Source organism: Micromonospora zamorensis (assembly GCF_900090275.1).
Taxonomy (GTDB): domain Bacteria; phylum Actinomycetota; class Actinomycetes; order Mycobacteriales; family Micromonosporaceae; genus Micromonospora; species Micromonospora zamorensis.
The window spans coordinates 2,998,438-3,013,225 of the sequence record NZ_LT607755.1; the positions used below are offsets into that span (position 1 = coordinate 2,998,438).

Here is a 14,788-nt window from a genome sequence, read left to right on the forward strand (position 1 = left end):
CGGTGGCGGACGGAGGTGCGCGGGTGCGGGTGGTGTCGTTGGTGCCGTCACTGACCGAGGCGGTGGCCGTGACAGTGCCGGGAGTTCTGGTCGGGGCCACGGACTGGTGCAGCCACCCGGCCGGGCTCGACGTCGCCCGGGTCGGCGGCAGCAAGTACCCGGACCTGGACCGGGTGCGCGCCCTGCGGCCGGATCTGGTGCTGCTGAACGTGGAGGAGAACCGCCGCGACGACGCGGAAGCGCTGCGGGCGGCCGGCGTGCCGGTGCGGGTCACCTATCCGCGTACGGTCGCGGGCGCTCTGACCGAGCTGGGTGAGCTGCTCGCCGAGCTGGGGGCGCCGACGGAGCCGGCCTGGCTGCGCGACGCCCGGCGGGCGTGGGCCGAGCCGCCCCGGCTGGCCCCACCCCGCCGGGCGGTGGTGCCGGTGTGGCGTCGGCCGTGGGTGGTGCTCGGCGGCGACACGTTCGCCGGTGACGTGCTGCGTCGGCTCGGTGTGGTCAACACCTACGACGAGCATCCCGAGCGCTATCCCCGTCCCACGCTTGCCGAGCTGCGCGACCGGGAGCCCGAGCTGGTGGTGCTGCCCGACGAGCCGTACCGGTTCACGGCCGACGACGGGCCCGCGGCGTTCCCCGGCGTACCGTGCGCACTGCTCTCCGGTCGGCACCTCACCTGGTACGGCCCCTCGCTGGCCGAGGCGCCCGCCCTGCTGGCCGAGCAGCTGAACCGCCCGGTCGTGGTCGGCTGACCCGACGCGGCCGGCGGCTCAACCGCCGGCTCCGGCGGCCTGGCGCCTCAGCGGCCGTTTCCGGGACGTCGCGCGGCCGGGATGCTGGCGCCGATGGAGACCGCCAGGGTCAGCACCACCACCGCGAGGGTCAACCAGACCGGCAGTTTGCCCACCGGCGTCTCGGCGAGGATGAGCTTCAGCCCCGCGAAGGCCAGCAGCAGCGCGAGCCCGTACCGCAGATAGCCGAAGTGTCGCAGGAGACCGGCGAGGCAGAAGTAGAGGCTGCGCAGACCCAGGACGGCGAACGCGGTGGCCGTCCAGACCAGGAACGTGTTGGTGGTGATGGCGAGGATCGCCGCCACCGAGTCGATGGCGAACACCACGTCGGTGGCCTCGATCGCGACGAGGGCCACCAGCAGCAGCGTCGCCACCCGCCGGCCGGCGACCCGGGCGGTGAACCGATCGCCGTGGTAGCGGGCGTCGGTGGGCACCAGCCGACGGAACAACCGGACCACGACGTTGCGGTCCGGGTCGACGTCCGGCTTTCCGCGTACGGCCAGCCGCCAACCGGTCCAGATCAGGAAGGCGCCCAGCACGAACCCGGCCCAGGCGAGCCGGTCCAGCAGCTCGGCGCCCGCGAAGATGAACAGCAGACGGAAGAGAAGCGCCCCCACGACGCCCCAGAACAGCACCTTGTGCTGGTAGCCGGGCGGCACCTGGAAGTAGCCGAAGAGCAGGGCGAAGACGAAGACGTTGTCCACCGAGAGCGCCTTCTCCAACAGGTAACCGGAGAAGTAGGCGATGGCCGGGTCACCGCCGAGGCCCCACCACACGACCAACCCGAACAGCAGGCCCGCACCGATCCAGACGGCGCTCCACAGGATCGCCTCGCGCAGCTCGATGACGTGGTTGTCCCGGTGCAGGAGCACGTCCACGGCGAGCATCACCGCGATCACCGCGCTGACCGCCGCCCAGGCCCACAGCGGGACCGTGACCGTCGCCTCAGCCACCGACGCCCTCCGCATCGACCACGGTGCACCGCCCGCACCCCGCCGACCGGCCGCTCCCGAGCCTAGGCGAACGGCCGGCCCGACGTCGGCGGTCGGGCGAAGTCCGGGGCCTCTGGTCGTACCGTCGAGGGGTTCGTCGTGGCCGTCGGCCCTGCCACCGGCGGCGCGGCGCGGCGGGCGATCGAGCAGGTGGCGGGTCCGCCGCACATCGGTGAGGGGTGATCCGGCAGGATCGACGGTGACCGGACACATCACCCAACACGGCAGGAGATCCCCGCATGAACCAGGCAGCAGGCGCCCGATCGGGCAAGCCCGAGGTGGGTCCGATCGAGGGTGCACCGCCGGCCGACCTCGTGATCGAGGACATCACCGTGGGCGACGGCCCGCAGGCCGAGGCAGGCCAGCTGGTCAGCGTGCACTACGTCGGGGTGTCGCACTCCACCGGCGGCGAGTTCGACTCGTCGTGGAACCGGGGTGAGGCGTTCGAGTTTCCGCTCGGCGGCGGTCAGGTCATCGCAGGTTGGGACCGGGGCGTCGTGGGCATGCGTGTCGGCGGCCGCCGCCGCCTGACCATCCCGCCGCACCTCGGGTACGGCGACCGGGGCGCGGCCGGCGTCATCGCGCCGGGCGAGACGCTGATCTTCATCGTCGACCTGCTCGGCGTGCGCTGACCGATTGTCCGGGGGTCGCCGGCTCACGCCGGCGGCCCTCGCGCCGCGCCTCGGGTCAGGCGACCAGCTGCAGGTGCGCGGTCGCGGGAAGCGGGCGGCGCGCCGCCTCGACCACCCGGGCCGGCTCCAGGATCGCCATCACGCGGTGCAGACCGGTTGCGCGCAGCACCCGCGCCACCACCGGGCTCGGGTCGACCAGGACCAGCTCGCCGCCGCGAGCCCGCACGCGCAGATGCGCGGCGAGCAGGGTGCGGATGCCGGCGGCGGAGAGCAGCCGCAGCTCGGACAAATCAAGCTGGAGCACCGGACGAGGCGGCGCGGACCACAGCGCGGAACGGAACGCGGCGACCGTGGCGATGTCGACCTCGCCGGCCACCCGCATGAGGACCATCCGGTCACCCACGCTGACCTGCACGTCGAGCCGGTCGCTGTGCTCTTCCATGCCCTGAAATCTAGCCCCCACCCCCGACAGTTTCGCCCCTCCGCGGAGTGATTCCGGGTACGCCCAGGGTCATACCCCGAGGTGCTGCCCCTCCCCCTCAGGGTGGAGCCCGGGGCCCGACCGTCGGCACGCCGCGCGAGCGGCGAAACGGGGACGGCCGACAGCGGCGGTGGAGAATAGGCGGATGCTGATCCCCCGGCCCCGGCCGCCCCGGCTGATCCGTCCCGTCCGCGAGCCGGCAACCGTCCCTCCGGCACTGACCGGGGCGTGGGCTCCCACCGACCGCCGGCTCGACCAGGCCGAGGTGCTGCCCCTCCCCGACGGCGCCGTCGGGCCCGAGGACGTGCTCATCAACCAGGCCGGGCGGGTGATCAGCGGCGACGAGGAGGGTCGACTCTGGTGGTGGCCGGTCGACGCGCCGGCCGGCACCCGACCCCGGCTGCTGGCCGAGACCGGTGGCCGACCGCTCGGCATCGAGCTGGACCCGTCCGGTGAGGCCCTGGTGGTCTGCGACGCGTACCGGGGGTTGCTGCGGGTCACGCCCGACGGCACGGTACGCGAACTGACCGGGACAACACCTCCGGTGCACCTGGCCAACAACGCGACGGTGGGCCGCGACGGCACCATCTACTTCACCGACAGCTCCGACCGGTTCCCGGTGTCGCACTGGAAACGGGACCTGCTGGAGCACCGCCCCAACGGCCGGGTGCTGGCCTACCACCCGGGCAGCGGTCGCACCGAGGTGGTGGCCGACGGGTTGTACTTCCCCAACGGGATCGCGCTGACCCCGGACGAGTCGGCCCTGATGCTGGTGGAGACCAGCACCCACCGTCTGCTGCGCGTGGAGTTGGGCGGCGGTGTGCGGGTCCTGGCCGACCTGCCCGCGTACCCGGACAATCTCGCCGCGGTGGGCGACGGGACGTACTGGATCGCGCTGCCCAGCCCACGGGTGCCGATCGCCGAACGGTTGCTGCCGCATCCGCGACTGCGCCAGATCGCCGCCCTGCTGCCCGACGCGATGCAGCCACAGCCACGCCGCTACGGGCTGGTCGCGCTGGTCGACGGCGACGGCGGGGTCCGCCGGACGCTGCACGGCCCGAACGGGCACTACCGGATGATCACCGGGGTACGCCAGCACGGCGACCACCTGTGGCTGGGCAGCCTGATCGGGACCGGGGTGGCCCGCGTACCCCTGGGGTGATCGCTCCCACGCCTTTGTCGGTGCGGCCCTTGCCTCGACGACGTCAAGGCAACGACGGGGCCGGTCCGCCAGGTGGCGGGCCGGCCCCGAAGGCTGGCGGCAGTGACTCAGCGGCCGCTGACCGAGGGTGCCGGAGCGGGCGACCCACCGGCCACCGCTCCCGGGTGCGCCGGGGCGACCGGCGCGGGCTTGAGCCCGGGCGGCACCGGCAGGGCGCTGCCCCGGACGAACTCGTCCCAGCTCACGTTCCACGCGGTCCAGCCGTTGCCCGGCTGCAACTCCACCTCGGTGCCCTTGACGGTGACCAGGTCACCGACCTGGGTCACCCCCATCAACCAGTCCGCCGCGGTGGCGGACACGTTGGCGCAGCCGTGCGAGACGTTGGTGTTGCCCTGGTCCCCCTCCGACCACGGGGCGGAGTGGATGAACTCGCCACCCCAGGTGTAGCGCTGGGCGTCGTCGACGTCGACCACGTACCCGCCGTTGGGCTCACCCCGGGTGTCGAAGGTGGTCCGTTGGTGCTTCTCCATGATCACCATCTTGCCGCTGGAGCTCGGGGTGCTCGGCTTACCCAGGCTGACCGGGATCCGGCGGACCTGCTTGCCGTCGCGCATCACCGTCATCTGCTTGGTGGCATTGTCGATCTCCAGTGAGACCTGGCGTCCGATCTTGGAGGTCGCGGTCCGCTCGGAGTCGCCGACCCGGTCCTTCCCGATCGGCAGACCCTCCAGACCGGCCCGGACGCTGATCGTGGTCCCCGGCTTCCAGAAATCGGGTGCCCGGTAATAGACCTGACTTCCGTCCTCGAGCCACGACCAGGTGCCCGGCTGCGGGGGATTCGTCTTCACGAACAACCGCCGCTGGACATCCGCTCTGGCCTCTTTCGGAATTCCCGGGTCGAACGCTACGGTTACCGGCATCGCCGTGCCGTACGTCCGATTGCCGACGAAATAGAGAGTGCTGGTGATCTGCGGTTTGGTGGATTTCGCCATCGTGGTGAACGTGGTGCTGCGAGTGGTGGTAGCACCGGAGTCGCCGGTGGCGGTCACCTCGGCGGTGTAGGTCCGTCGCGGTTGCAGCGGCGCGCTCGGCACCCAGCCCGAGCCATCCTCGCGCGGCTCGGCGTTGACCTGCTTGCCCTTGTCGTCAGTGAGGCGTACGCCAGTGACCCTGCCGCCCTTGACCACGGTGCCCACCTCGGCGCTGACCGGCACGTCGCGGGTCTTGTCCCCCGGTGTCACGGCGAGCTCCGGCGGGGCGGCGTGCCCCTTGGCCGAACCGGTCGCCGACTCCCGGTTGGCGGTGCACCCACCCAGGACGAGTGGTGCGGCTGCGATGGTTACCGCCAACATCGTCAATCGCCGCCTAGACGTCATGTTCAGTCCCCCCGTTTTTGACTTCCCTCTGTCACATTCTCGCTTCTTCGACAGGGGCGTCCACGGCATTCGCAAATAATCGGAGGCGCATTTATCGACGCATTTTCCGCCAATGTTCCGCTTGGCGGATGAGGCGTTCAAGCGACCCGTGTCACGCTCTTTGCTCTGCTTGAGCGACCACCACACCGGCTGTCCGGATGAGGGCGTCTCGCCCGGCCTGGCCCCGCCCGGTCCCGCCTGGGCCCGCCTGGGCGGAAGTGGCGCGAACGAGGCGTGCGAGGGTCGCACCCGTCATGATCGACTCGGTTTCATGGAAGTCGGGGTATCGGGACGTCCCGGATACCGCGACTTCCATGAACGCGAGTGGATCAAGCCACCGGGGGCGCGGCGCGGCGCGGCCCGGCGCGGAAGTAGGAGGTCGCGGCAGGCGGCGCACCTCGGGGGCGGACTTTTGTCAGTTGGAGCGAAACTTCTGCCGATCACGACGAAGCTTTGCCTTCGTCCGGAGGCAAGGGTAGGGTCACGATCCAGATAGAGGGTTGCCCATTCGTCGATCAGCTCGCCGCCACCCTGCCGGGTCGCCGCGTTCCGCCCCCGAGGGGTCCGGGCCGCACCCGAGCACCGTCCCTCACCGTCCAGCCGGAGCCAGGCTCCGGCCGGTTCGGCGCGTCCGGGCGACGGCAGCCGGGTCGACTGCCGTAGACGGCATGCCAGCCGTCAGGAAGGGACCACCACCATGGATCAACAGATCAACCAACCGGAGCCGACAGCGGTGTCCGAGCCGGTCAGCCGCCGTGCGGTTCTGCGCGCCGCGACCGTTTCCGCCGCTGCCGTCGGCGCTGCCGGTATGTTCGCCGCTCCGGCCGCCGCCGCGCCCGCCGCGCAGTCCCACGGCCGGCGCCGGGTTCCGGTGGACCGGATCAGCATCCAGCTCTACACGCTGCGCGATCAACTCGCCGCCGACCTGCCCGGCACCCTGGACGCCCTGCGCCGGATCGGCTACCGCCGGGTGGAGCACGCCGGTTTCGTCGGACGCACCGCCGCGCAGTTCCGGGCGGCTCTCGACGAGGCCGGGCTGCGCGCCACCTCCGGGCACACCGGCATCCCGCAGCCGTTCGACGCCGCCACCTGGGAACAAGCCCTCGCCGACGCGAACGTCGTGGGGTGCAAGAAGATCGTCCACCCGTACTTCGGTCGGGACGCGAGCGGCCAGGCGATCCGGGACCCCAACGTCTACCGGGCCCTGGCGCGCGACCTGAACAAGGCCGGCCGGATGGCCGAACGTGCCGGGCTCGACTTCGGCTACCACAACCACCAACTTGAGTTCGTGCCGTTGACCGACGGCTCGACCGGGTTCGACATCCTCACCGGGCAGACCGATCCCCGACTGGTCCACTTCGAACTCGACCTCTACTGGACCTGGCGGGGCGCGCACGACCCGGTCGACGTGATCCGGGCCAACCGCGGCCGGATCCGTCAGGTGCACGTCAAGGACCTCGACGTCGAGGGCGGTTTCGCCGACCTCGGCGACGGCCTCATCGACTTCGGTCGGATCTTCGCCCACGAGCGCGAGGCCGGCATCGAGGAGTACATCGTGGAGCGCGACGACGCAGGCACCCCGCCACGCTCCCCCGCCGACGCCCTGGACACCGCCCGGGTCGGCTTCGACTATCTCGCTTCACTCCGGTACTGAAAGCACCTCGGGGGACCACTTGATGAACAGGACCGCATTCGCGTCCGCCCTGCTGCTGGTGACGGCCGGCCTGGTCGTACCACCGTCAGCCGCGGCCGCCGCACCGGCCGCACCGCCGGACAGCAGCTTCCAGAAAGTGACACTGAACGACTTCCCGGGCGAGCCGATGAGCCTCGCCGTCCTGCCCGACCTGCGGGTGCTGCACACCTCCCGCACCGGCGAGGTCCGCATCCACGACCCGCGCACCGGGCTGAACACCCTCGCCGCCGACATCCCCGTGTACGAGCACGACGAGGAGGGGCTGCAGGGGGTCGCCATCGACCCGAACTTCGCCCAGAACAAGTGGGTCTACCTCTACTACTCGCCGCCGATGAACACACCGGTCGACGACCCGGCGACGCCAGACGTCAACGAGGGGGACGCGCCGGAGGTCGGCACGGAAGCGGACTGGCAGCGGTTCAAGGGCGCGCTGCGGCTGTCCCGGTTCAAGCTGGACGGGATGAGGCTGAACCTCGCCAGCGAGCAGCAGATCATCGACGTGCCCACCGACCGGGGCATCTGCTGCCACGTCGGCGGCCAGATCGACTTCGACAGCCTGGGCAACCTGTACCTGTCGACCGGTGACGACACCAACCCGTTCGCCTCCGACGGCTACATCCCGATCGACGAGCGGGCCGACCGCAACCCGGCGTACGACGCCCAGCGCACCTCGGCCAACACCAACGACCTGCGCGGCAAGCTGCTGCGTATCAAGGTGAAGGCCGGTGGTGGTTACACGGTGCCGGCCGGCAACCTGTTCAAGCCGGGCACGGCGAAGACCCGCCCGGAGATCTACGCGATGGGGCTGCGCAACGCGTTCCGGTTCGCCGTCGACCGGCGTACCAACGACGTGTACCTGGGCGACTACTCCCCCGACGCCTCCAACCCGAACCCGGAGCGCGGGCCGGCCGGGCACGGCCGCTGGATGCGGATCGACAAGCCGGCGAACTACGGCTGGCCGTACTGCGTCACGCCGACGATCGCCTACCGCGACTACGACTTCGCCACCGGTCAGTCCGGCGCCAAGTTCAACTGCAAGCGCCCGGTCAACGACTCACCCCACAACACCGGCAAGCGGATCCTGCCGCCGGTGGAGCAGCCGGAGGTCTGGTATCCCTCCGCCGCCTCCGGGGAGTTCCCGCAGCTGGGTTCCGGCGGCATCGGCCCGATGGGCGGCCCGGCGTACGACTACGACGGGACCAGCACGTCGCGTACCCGCTGGCCGGCCTACTACGACGGAGTGCCGCTGTTCTACGAGTGGACCCGCGACTACATCAAGGAGTTCCGCCTCGACGAGGACGGCGACGTCACCGACATCCGGCCGGTGGTGCCATCGCTGGTCGTGGACAACCCGATGGACATGGAGTTCGGCCCGGACGGCGCGCTCTACGTGCTGGAGTACGGCGACGGCTACTTCGCCGAGAACCCGGACGCCCAGCTGTCCCGGATCGACTTCGTCCGGGGCAACCGGACGCCGATCCCGAAGATCAGTGGCACCCCGACGGTCGGGCAGGCCCCGCTGACCGTCGCGTTCTCCAGCGCCGGCACCACCGACCCGGACGGTGACAGGCTCAGCTATGCGTGGGACTTCAACGCGGACGGCTCGGTGGACAGCACCGACCCCAACCCGACGTGGACGTTCCAGGAAAACGGCTCGTACACCCCGACGGTGAAGGTGACCGACCGCACCGGGCGCTCCGCCTCGGCGACCCTGCCGCTGGTGGTCGGGCCGACCGCGCCGATCATCGAGTTCGTCGCCCCGGTGGCCGGGCAGCCGTTCCAGTTCGGGCAGACCGTCGCGTACGAGGTGAAGGTCACCGATGACCTGCCGGTGGACTGCTCCCGGGTGAAGGTCACCTACGTGCTCGGGCACGACGAGCACGGGCACCCGCTCTCCACGGCGACCGGGTGCTCCGGGACGATTCCCACCTTCGTGGACGGTGGGCACAGCGGCGCGGACAACCTGACCGCGGTGTTCGTCGCCGAGTACACCGACGCGCCGACCGAGCCGGGTGTGCCGCCGCAGTCGACCTCGGCCACTGTCGTGCTGGACCCGGACCCGGTGGCGGGTCTGGCCGGCTGATCACCTCACGATGACAGCGGCGGCGACCGGAGTGATCCGGTCGCCGCCGCTCATCGTTCCACCGCCCACCGCCGGTCGAGGGCCGTTGCCCGGCTGACCGCCGGGTGGTCGCTCAGGTCCAGTCGCTGTCGACGTGGTTGTCCCGCCAGCGTCCGCCCACCGGCGGGGTGTCGAGCTGCATCCCCTCGTCGGCGTTGCCGGCGAGGTCGTTGTCCTCGACCCGGCTGCCCACGCAACTGCCCCGATCGGTGATCCACAGCCCGTGCGTCTGGGTCTGGTGGTCGTGGTTGTCCCAGATCCGGTTGCCGCGGATGGTCGCCGAGTCGAACGGCGCGTCGATGGTGATGCCGGCCCGCCGCTTCGGCGCGGCAGCCAGTTCGTATCCACATCCCGGTGGCGGGATGTCCCCGCTCCACGCGCTGAACGCGTCCGGGCGGACCGGGGCGAGGGTGAGTTCGTCGCCGGTGTTGCCGGCGACCATGGCGACGGACCGTCCGACCCGCAGCATCTTGCCCCGGTGCCCGTCGTGCGGCCAGTTGGCCGACCGGTCCACAACGGACCGCTCGCCGTAGCGCACGGCATCACCCGTCCCGCCGGTGCCTTCGGCGTACTGTCGCCCGTTGTTGCGGATCCGGTTGTTGAGCACCACCGCGTCGGTCATCTGGTGGTCGACCCGGACCGCGTCCAACCCGTTGCCCCAGATCTCGTTGCTCTCGATCACCACGTCCCGGATCGCGCCCTGGTAGCCGCGCCTGAGGTTGCGCGTGTGATAGCCGTGCTGGCCGTTGCCGCTGATCCGGTTGCCCCGGACGGTGTACGGGCCGGGGGTGTTGCCGATGCTGACCCCGTCGCGCAGGTTGCCGTCGATGACGCAGTCGGTGAGCAGCCCGCCCCGGCCGGCCACCGACGAGGTGCCCTGCGACGACACGTCGAAGCCGGTCTCCAGGTTGCCGGTCATCGTGCAGGCCGAGACGATCAGACCGTCGGCGCCCCAGTCGGAGATGCCGAACCGGTTGCCCTGACTGTGGCAGCCGATGATGCGGTAGCCGCGTGGCGGCTCCCAGTAGTCCTTCTGCAGCTCCAGGAAGATCCCGTTGGTGCCGTTGGCCAGGGCGGTGCAGTTGGCGATGGTCAGCCGCTCCACCGGGCCCCACCCGCCGATGCCGATCCCGATGCCGGCGCCGCCGATCTGCTCGCCGTTGTCGAGGCGACCACAGCCGACCACCACCACGCCGTCGATCAGGGAGTCCTGGAGGAAGTCGCAGCCCAACCCGGTGGCGGCGGTGTGGTGGATGTAGAGGTTGCGGAACACGCCCCGCACCATGTACTGGATACCGAGGCCCTTGGCCAGGTAGCTGTACTCGGCCATCGCGACCCCGGAGCCGTCGATCTGGAAGTCGGAGAAGGTGCAGTCGGCGATGTGCCGGTCCCGGTCGGCGCCGTGCTGCACTGTGGTCCAGAAGGCCAGCGGCGTCGGATCGGCCCGGTTGCCCTCGTTGCTGAGCATGAACCGGGTCGCCGCCGGGCCGGCCCCGATCAAGGAGACACCGCTGCGCCACACCGTCCCCGCGTCCCGGATCGAGTAGATGCCCGGCGGGCAGTAGATGACGCGGGCCCGCCCGTCCGAGGCGTAACCGGCGCCGAGACGTTCCACGAGGGCGGCCAGCGCCGGCTGGTCATTGGTCGCGCCGTCACCGGTCAGCCCGTATTCCAGCGCATCGCAGTAGAGGGGCGCGCCCGCCGAGGCGGGTCGTCGTACCCGGACCGAGTTCAGTAGCAGCTCGTTCGCCACGGCCACAGGCTGGCTCCCTTCGACGCGTGCGGTGCGTTCCGGCGGGGCCGACTTCCCGATGACACGGCCGGGAAACCCCCGGCCCGACGACGCACGCCGGGCAACCCCGGACATGGGCCGGCCCCGGCGCCGCGCGGGCGGTGCCGGGGCCGGGAGGTGTACGCCGTCAGACGGCGGCGATCAGCAACGCCGGGCGCTCCACGCAGTCGGCGACGTGGCGCAGGAAGCCACCGGCCACCCCGCCGTCGCAGACCCGGTGGTCGAAGGTGAGGCTGAGCTGGGTCACCTTGCGCACGGCGAGTTGCCCGTCGACCACCCATGGCTTGTCCACGATCCGCCCGACGCCGAGCAGTGCGGCCTCGGGGTGGTTGATGATCGGCGTGGAGCCGTCGACGCCGAACACCCCGTAGTTGTTCAGCGTGAACGTGCCTCCGGTCAGCCGGGCCGGCGGCAGGCTGCCGGCTCGCGCGGCGGCGGTGGTCGCCGCCAGTTCGGCGGCCAACTCGGCGGTGGTGAGCCGCTGGGCGTCGCGCAGCACCGGCACCAGCAGACCCCGGTCGGTCTGCGCGGCAATACCGAGATGCACGCCGGCGGACTGGACGATCCGCTGCGCCTCGGTGTCGACCCGGGCGTTGAGCTGCGGGAACCGGCGTAGTCCGCTGAGGCAGATCCGGGCCAGCAGGGCCAGGATGCTCACCGGCGCGTCGGGAGTCGCCGCGTTGATCGCCGCGCGGGTCTCCAGCAGGCCGGTGGCGTCCACGTCGACCCAGATGGTCACCTCGGGGATCTCCCGCCGGCTGCGGGAGAGCTTGTCGGCGATGACCTTGCGTACGCCGGTGAGCGGGATGATGACGTCGCCGTCCCCGGCCGGGGCGAGCGCGACGTGCGGGTCGGGCACGGCGGCGAGCCGGGCTGCGGGCACGGCCAGCGCCGCCTCCACGTCGGCGCGGCGGATCACCCCGCCCGGTCCGGTGCCCCGCACAGTGGCGAGGTCGAGGCCCTGCTCGCGGGCCAGCCGCCGCACGATCGGTGAGATGACCAGGGCAGTCGCCGCAGCTGCGGCGGGATGACCGCCCGCGGTCGGACCGGTGTCGCCAACCACGTCGGACCCGCGAGCGGGACCGGCAGTGGCCGGTTCGGGAGCCAGCGACAGGCGGGGTCGACGCCGGCGCCGGGTGGCACCGCCGTGCCCGGTGCCGTAGCCGATCAGCACGTTGCCGGAGCCGGCACGCTCCTCCTCGCGGTAGGTGGCGTGCCCGGCCGGCTCGTCGCCGCCGTCCAGGGGCGCGATGGTGATCAGCGGCTGGCCGACGGGGCGTACCTCACCGGCCGCGCCGTGCAGGGTGACGACCCGGCCGGCGTACGGGCAGGGCACGTCCACGACCGCCTTGGCGGTCTCCACCTCGACCACGCTCTGGTCAACGGTGACGATGTCGCCCACGGCGACCCGCCACTCGACGATCTCGGCCTCGCTCAGCCCCTCGCCCAGGTCGGGCAGGAGGAAGACCTGCGTGCGCTCGACGGTGGTCATGCCGCGCTGCCCTGCGCCGCCCAGCGCGGGTCCGGCTGGTCGTCCCACTGCAACCGGGCCACCGCGTCGAGCACCCGGTCCACGCCGGGCAGGTGGGTGTGCTCCAGCATCGGCGCCGGGTACGGGATGTCCAGCCCGGCGACCCGCAGCACCGGGGCGTGCAGCGCGTGGAAGCACCGCTCCTGCACCCGGGCCGCGATCTCCGCGCCGACACCCGCGAAGCCCTGCGCCTCCTGGATCACCACGCACCGGCCGGTCCGCCGGACCGAGGCGGCGATGGTCTCGTCGTCGAACGGCACGATGGTGCGGACGTCGACGACCTCCAGGTCCCAGCCCTCCTCGCGGGCGGCCTCGGCGGCCTCCAGCGCGACCGGCACCGCCGGCCCGTACGCCACCAGGGTCGCGTCGCGTCCCGGCCGGCGCACGACGGCCCGCCCGAACGGCTCGGTCCGGGTCGGCAGGGCCGCCTCGGCGCTGCCGAAGTAGAGCTTCTTGGGTTCCATGAAGACCACCGGGTCGGGGTCGTCGATCGCCTCGCGCAGCAGCGAGTACGCGTCCTCGACGGTGGCCGGGGTGACCACCTTCAGCCCGGGGGTGTGCGCGTAGTACGCCTCGGACGAGTCGCAGTGGTGCTCGACCCCGCCGATGCCGCCGGCGTACGGCACCCGGATGACGATGGGCACGCTGAGCTTGCCCCGGGTGCGGTTGCGCAGCTTCGCCACGTGCGAGGCGATCTGCTCGAACGCCGGGTACGCGAACGCGTCGAACTGCATCTCGACGACCGGCCGCAGCCCGGACATGGTCAGGCCCACCGCGAAACCGACGATGCCGGCCTCGGCGAGCGGGGTGTCGAAGCACCGTTTCTCGCCGAAGCGGGCCTGGAGGCCGTCGGTGATCCGGAAGACGCCACCGAGTTGACCGACGTCCTCACCGAAGACGACGACCCGGTCGTCGGCGGCGAGGGCGTCGGCGAGCGCGGTGTTGAGCGCCTTCGCCATGGTGGTGGCCATCAGGCGTCACCCTCCTCGTCGCGAGCGGCGGCCAGCTCGGCGCGGACCTGCTCGCGCTGTTCGATCAGCTGCGGGGTGGGTTCGGCGTAGACGTGGTCGAAGAGGCTCATCGGGTCCACGGTGGGCTGCTCGTTCATCCGGGTCCGCAGGTCCGCCGCGTACGCCTCGGCCTGCTCGGCGACCTCGGCGACCGCCGCGTCATCGAGCACACCACGGGCACGCAGGTAGGTCTCCAGGCGGGCGACCGGGTCCCGGTCACGCCAGGCGTCGACCTCGGCGCCGTCGCGGTAGCGGCTGGCGTCGTCGGCGTTGGTGTGCGCCTCCATCCGGTAGGTGTGCGCCTCGACGAGGAACGGCCCGTTGCCGGCGCGGGCGTGCGCGACCGCGCGGGTGAGGACGGCGAGCACGGCGACCGGGTCGTTGCCGTCGACCTGCTCGCTGGGTACGCCGTAGCCGACGCCCTTGTAGGCCAGCGACGGCGCGGCGGTCTGCCGGGACAGCGGGACGCTGATCGCGTACCGGTTGTTCTGCACGAAGAAGACCACCGGCGCCTTGAACACGGCCGCGAAGTTGATCCCCTCGTGGAAGTCACCCTCGCTGGTCGCGCCGTCACCGATGAACGCCAGCGCCACCGTGTCGCGCCCCTGGTACGCCTCGCCGTGCGCGAGGCCGGCGGCGTGCACGCACTGGGTGGCGAGTGGGGTGCACTGCGGCGCGGTGTGTACCTCGGTCGGGTCGTAGCCGCAGTGCCAGTCGCCGCGCAGCAGGGTGAGCACCTCGACCGGGTCGATGCCCCGGGCAACCAGCGCCATCGACTCGCGGTAGGTGGGGAAGACCCAGTCGGTGTCGCGGACCGCGAGAACCGCGCCGACCTGGCACGCCTCCTGGCCCCGCGAGGACGGGTAGACGGCCAGCCGGCCCTGCTTGGTCAGGGCGGTCGCCTGGGTGTCGAAGCGGCGGCCGAGCACCATCCGGCGGTACAGCTCGCGCAGCACCTCGACGGGCGGCTCCGGATAGTCGGTGCGGGCCGGCAGCGGCGTGCCGGTCGGGTCGAGCAGGCGGACGGGTTCGGTGTTCGGCAGCAGCGGGCGCGCCGGGTCGGGCGGGGTGGCCGCCCGACGGGTGCGCGGGGATGCCCTGCGGACCGCCTGGGGAGTGGTCGTCACGGCGGAACCTCCTGGGACGTGTGGTGAGCCTATGCTTCCGCCT

12 protein-coding genes are annotated in these 14,788 nt (G+C 71.8%); 5 read left to right on the top strand and 7 right to left on the bottom strand.

Annotation, left to right across the window (positions count from 1 at the left end; all coding sequences use genetic code 11):
* The first annotated feature begins 23 nt into the window (after nucleotides 1-23).
* Nucleotides 24-749: a helical backbone metal receptor gene (locus GA0070619_RS13095; RefSeq protein ID WP_088951769.1), complete on the top strand. Its 726-nt coding sequence runs from the start codon at nucleotides 24-26 to the stop codon at nucleotides 747-749.
* A gap of 47 nt (nucleotides 750-796) precedes the next feature.
* On the opposite strand, the gene GA0070619_RS13100 is transcribed toward GA0070619_RS13095, so the two are convergent.
* On the bottom strand, nucleotides 797-1,756 hold the full coding sequence (locus GA0070619_RS13100; RefSeq protein ID WP_088948314.1) for a TerC family protein: 960 nt from the start codon (nucleotides 1,754-1,756) through the stop codon (nucleotides 797-799).
* Between the two features lie 263 nt (nucleotides 1,757-2,019).
* Here GA0070619_RS13100 and GA0070619_RS13105 point away from each other — a divergent pair, with 263 nt between their 5' ends.
* Nucleotides 2,020-2,412, top strand: a complete 393-nt coding sequence (locus GA0070619_RS13105) for an FKBP-type peptidyl-prolyl cis-trans isomerase (protein ID WP_088948315.1) — start codon at nucleotides 2,020-2,022, stop codon at nucleotides 2,410-2,412.
* A 55-nt stretch (nucleotides 2,413-2,467) separates the two neighbouring features.
* Here the strand turns inward: GA0070619_RS13105 and GA0070619_RS13110 are convergent, their stop codons facing one another.
* Nucleotides 2,468-2,854, bottom strand: coding sequence for an STAS domain-containing protein (locus GA0070619_RS13110; protein WP_088948316.1), 387 nt, complete (start codon nucleotides 2,852-2,854; stop codon nucleotides 2,468-2,470).
* A 184-nt stretch (nucleotides 2,855-3,038) separates the two neighbouring features.
* Between GA0070619_RS13110 and GA0070619_RS13115 the strand changes: the two genes are divergently transcribed.
* Nucleotides 3,039-4,055 carry an SMP-30/gluconolactonase/LRE family protein gene (locus GA0070619_RS13115; RefSeq protein ID WP_088948317.1) on the top strand — a complete coding sequence of 339 codons (1,017 nt, stop codon included), beginning with the start codon at nucleotides 3,039-3,041 and terminating at the stop codon, nucleotides 4,053-4,055.
* Nucleotides 4,056-4,162: 107 nt separating this feature from the next.
* Here GA0070619_RS13115 and GA0070619_RS13120 read toward each other — a convergent pair whose 3' ends face one another.
* Nucleotides 4,163-5,431, bottom strand: coding sequence for a L,D-transpeptidase (locus GA0070619_RS13120; protein WP_088948318.1), 1,269 nt, complete (start codon nucleotides 5,429-5,431; stop codon nucleotides 4,163-4,165).
* Between the two features lie 736 nt (nucleotides 5,432-6,167).
* Between GA0070619_RS13120 and GA0070619_RS13125 the strand changes: the two genes are divergently transcribed.
* Both GA0070619_RS13125 and GA0070619_RS13130 read left to right on the top strand, forming a co-directional pair.
* The gene (locus GA0070619_RS13125; RefSeq protein ID WP_088948319.1) at nucleotides 6,168-7,124 is read left to right on the top strand and encodes a sugar phosphate isomerase/epimerase family protein; all 957 of its coding nucleotides are present in this window, start codon (nucleotides 6,168-6,170) and stop codon (nucleotides 7,122-7,124) included.
* A 22-nt stretch (nucleotides 7,125-7,146) separates the two neighbouring features.
* Nucleotides 7,147-9,246 carry a PQQ-dependent sugar dehydrogenase gene (locus tag GA0070619_RS13130; RefSeq protein ID WP_088948320.1) on the top strand — a complete coding sequence of 700 codons (2,100 nt, stop codon included), beginning with the start codon at nucleotides 7,147-7,149 and terminating at the stop codon, nucleotides 9,244-9,246.
* 112 nt (nucleotides 9,247-9,358) lie between these two features.
* Here GA0070619_RS13130 and GA0070619_RS13135 read toward each other — a convergent pair whose 3' ends face one another.
* The 4 genes from GA0070619_RS13135 to pdhA form a co-directional block, all read right to left on the bottom strand.
* On the bottom strand, nucleotides 9,359-11,038 hold the full coding sequence (locus GA0070619_RS13135; RefSeq protein WP_231927402.1) for a right-handed parallel beta-helix repeat-containing protein: 1,680 nt from the start codon (nucleotides 11,036-11,038) through the stop codon (nucleotides 9,359-9,361).
* A gap of 166 nt (nucleotides 11,039-11,204) precedes the next feature.
* Nucleotides 11,205-12,569, bottom strand: coding sequence for a dihydrolipoamide acetyltransferase family protein (locus GA0070619_RS13140; protein ID WP_088951770.1), 1,365 nt, complete (start codon nucleotides 12,567-12,569; stop codon nucleotides 11,205-11,207).
* The gene (locus tag GA0070619_RS13145) at nucleotides 12,566-13,582 is read right to left on the bottom strand and encodes an alpha-ketoacid dehydrogenase subunit beta (protein ID WP_172862199.1); all 1,017 of its coding nucleotides are present in this window, start codon (nucleotides 13,580-13,582) and stop codon (nucleotides 12,566-12,568) included. The genes GA0070619_RS13140 and GA0070619_RS13145 overlap by 4 nt, the downstream gene beginning before the upstream one ends.
* Nucleotides 13,579-14,745 carry a pyruvate dehydrogenase (acetyl-transferring) E1 component subunit alpha gene (gene pdhA, locus GA0070619_RS13150; RefSeq protein WP_088948323.1) on the bottom strand — a complete coding sequence of 389 codons (1,167 nt, stop codon included), beginning with the start codon at nucleotides 14,743-14,745 and terminating at the stop codon, nucleotides 13,579-13,581. Before pdhA ends, GA0070619_RS13145 begins: the two co-directional genes overlap by 4 nt.
* Nucleotides 14,746-14,788 lie beyond the last annotated feature (43 nt).

What these genes read in the sequence shown, in the direction of transcription:
- GA0070619_RS13100 (WP_088948314.1), bottom strand. Translation starts at nt 1,756, where the DNA reads ATGCGGAGGGCGTCGGTGGCTGAGGCGACGGTCACGGTCCCGCTGTGG.
- GA0070619_RS13105 (WP_088948315.1), top strand. Translation starts at nt 2,020, where the DNA reads ATGAACCAGGCAGCAGGCGCCCGATCGGGCAAGCCCGAGGTGGGTCCG.
- GA0070619_RS13110 (WP_088948316.1), bottom strand. Translation starts at nt 2,854, where the DNA reads ATGGAAGAGCACAGCGACCGGCTCGACGTGCAGGTCAGCGTGGGTGAC.
- GA0070619_RS13115 (WP_088948317.1), top strand. Translation starts at nt 3,039, where the DNA reads ATGCTGATCCCCCGGCCCCGGCCGCCCCGGCTGATCCGTCCCGTCCGC.
- GA0070619_RS13120 (WP_088948318.1), bottom strand. Translation starts at nt 5,431, where the DNA reads ATGACGTCTAGGCGGCGATTGACGATGTTGGCGGTAACCATCGCAGCC.
- GA0070619_RS13125 (WP_088948319.1), top strand. Translation starts at nt 6,168, where the DNA reads ATGGATCAACAGATCAACCAACCGGAGCCGACAGCGGTGTCCGAGCCG.
- GA0070619_RS13130 (WP_088948320.1), top strand. Translation starts at nt 7,147, where the DNA reads ATGAACAGGACCGCATTCGCGTCCGCCCTGCTGCTGGTGACGGCCGGC.
- GA0070619_RS13140 (WP_088951770.1), bottom strand. Translation starts at nt 12,569, where the DNA reads ATGACCACCGTCGAGCGCACGCAGGTCTTCCTCCTGCCCGACCTGGGC.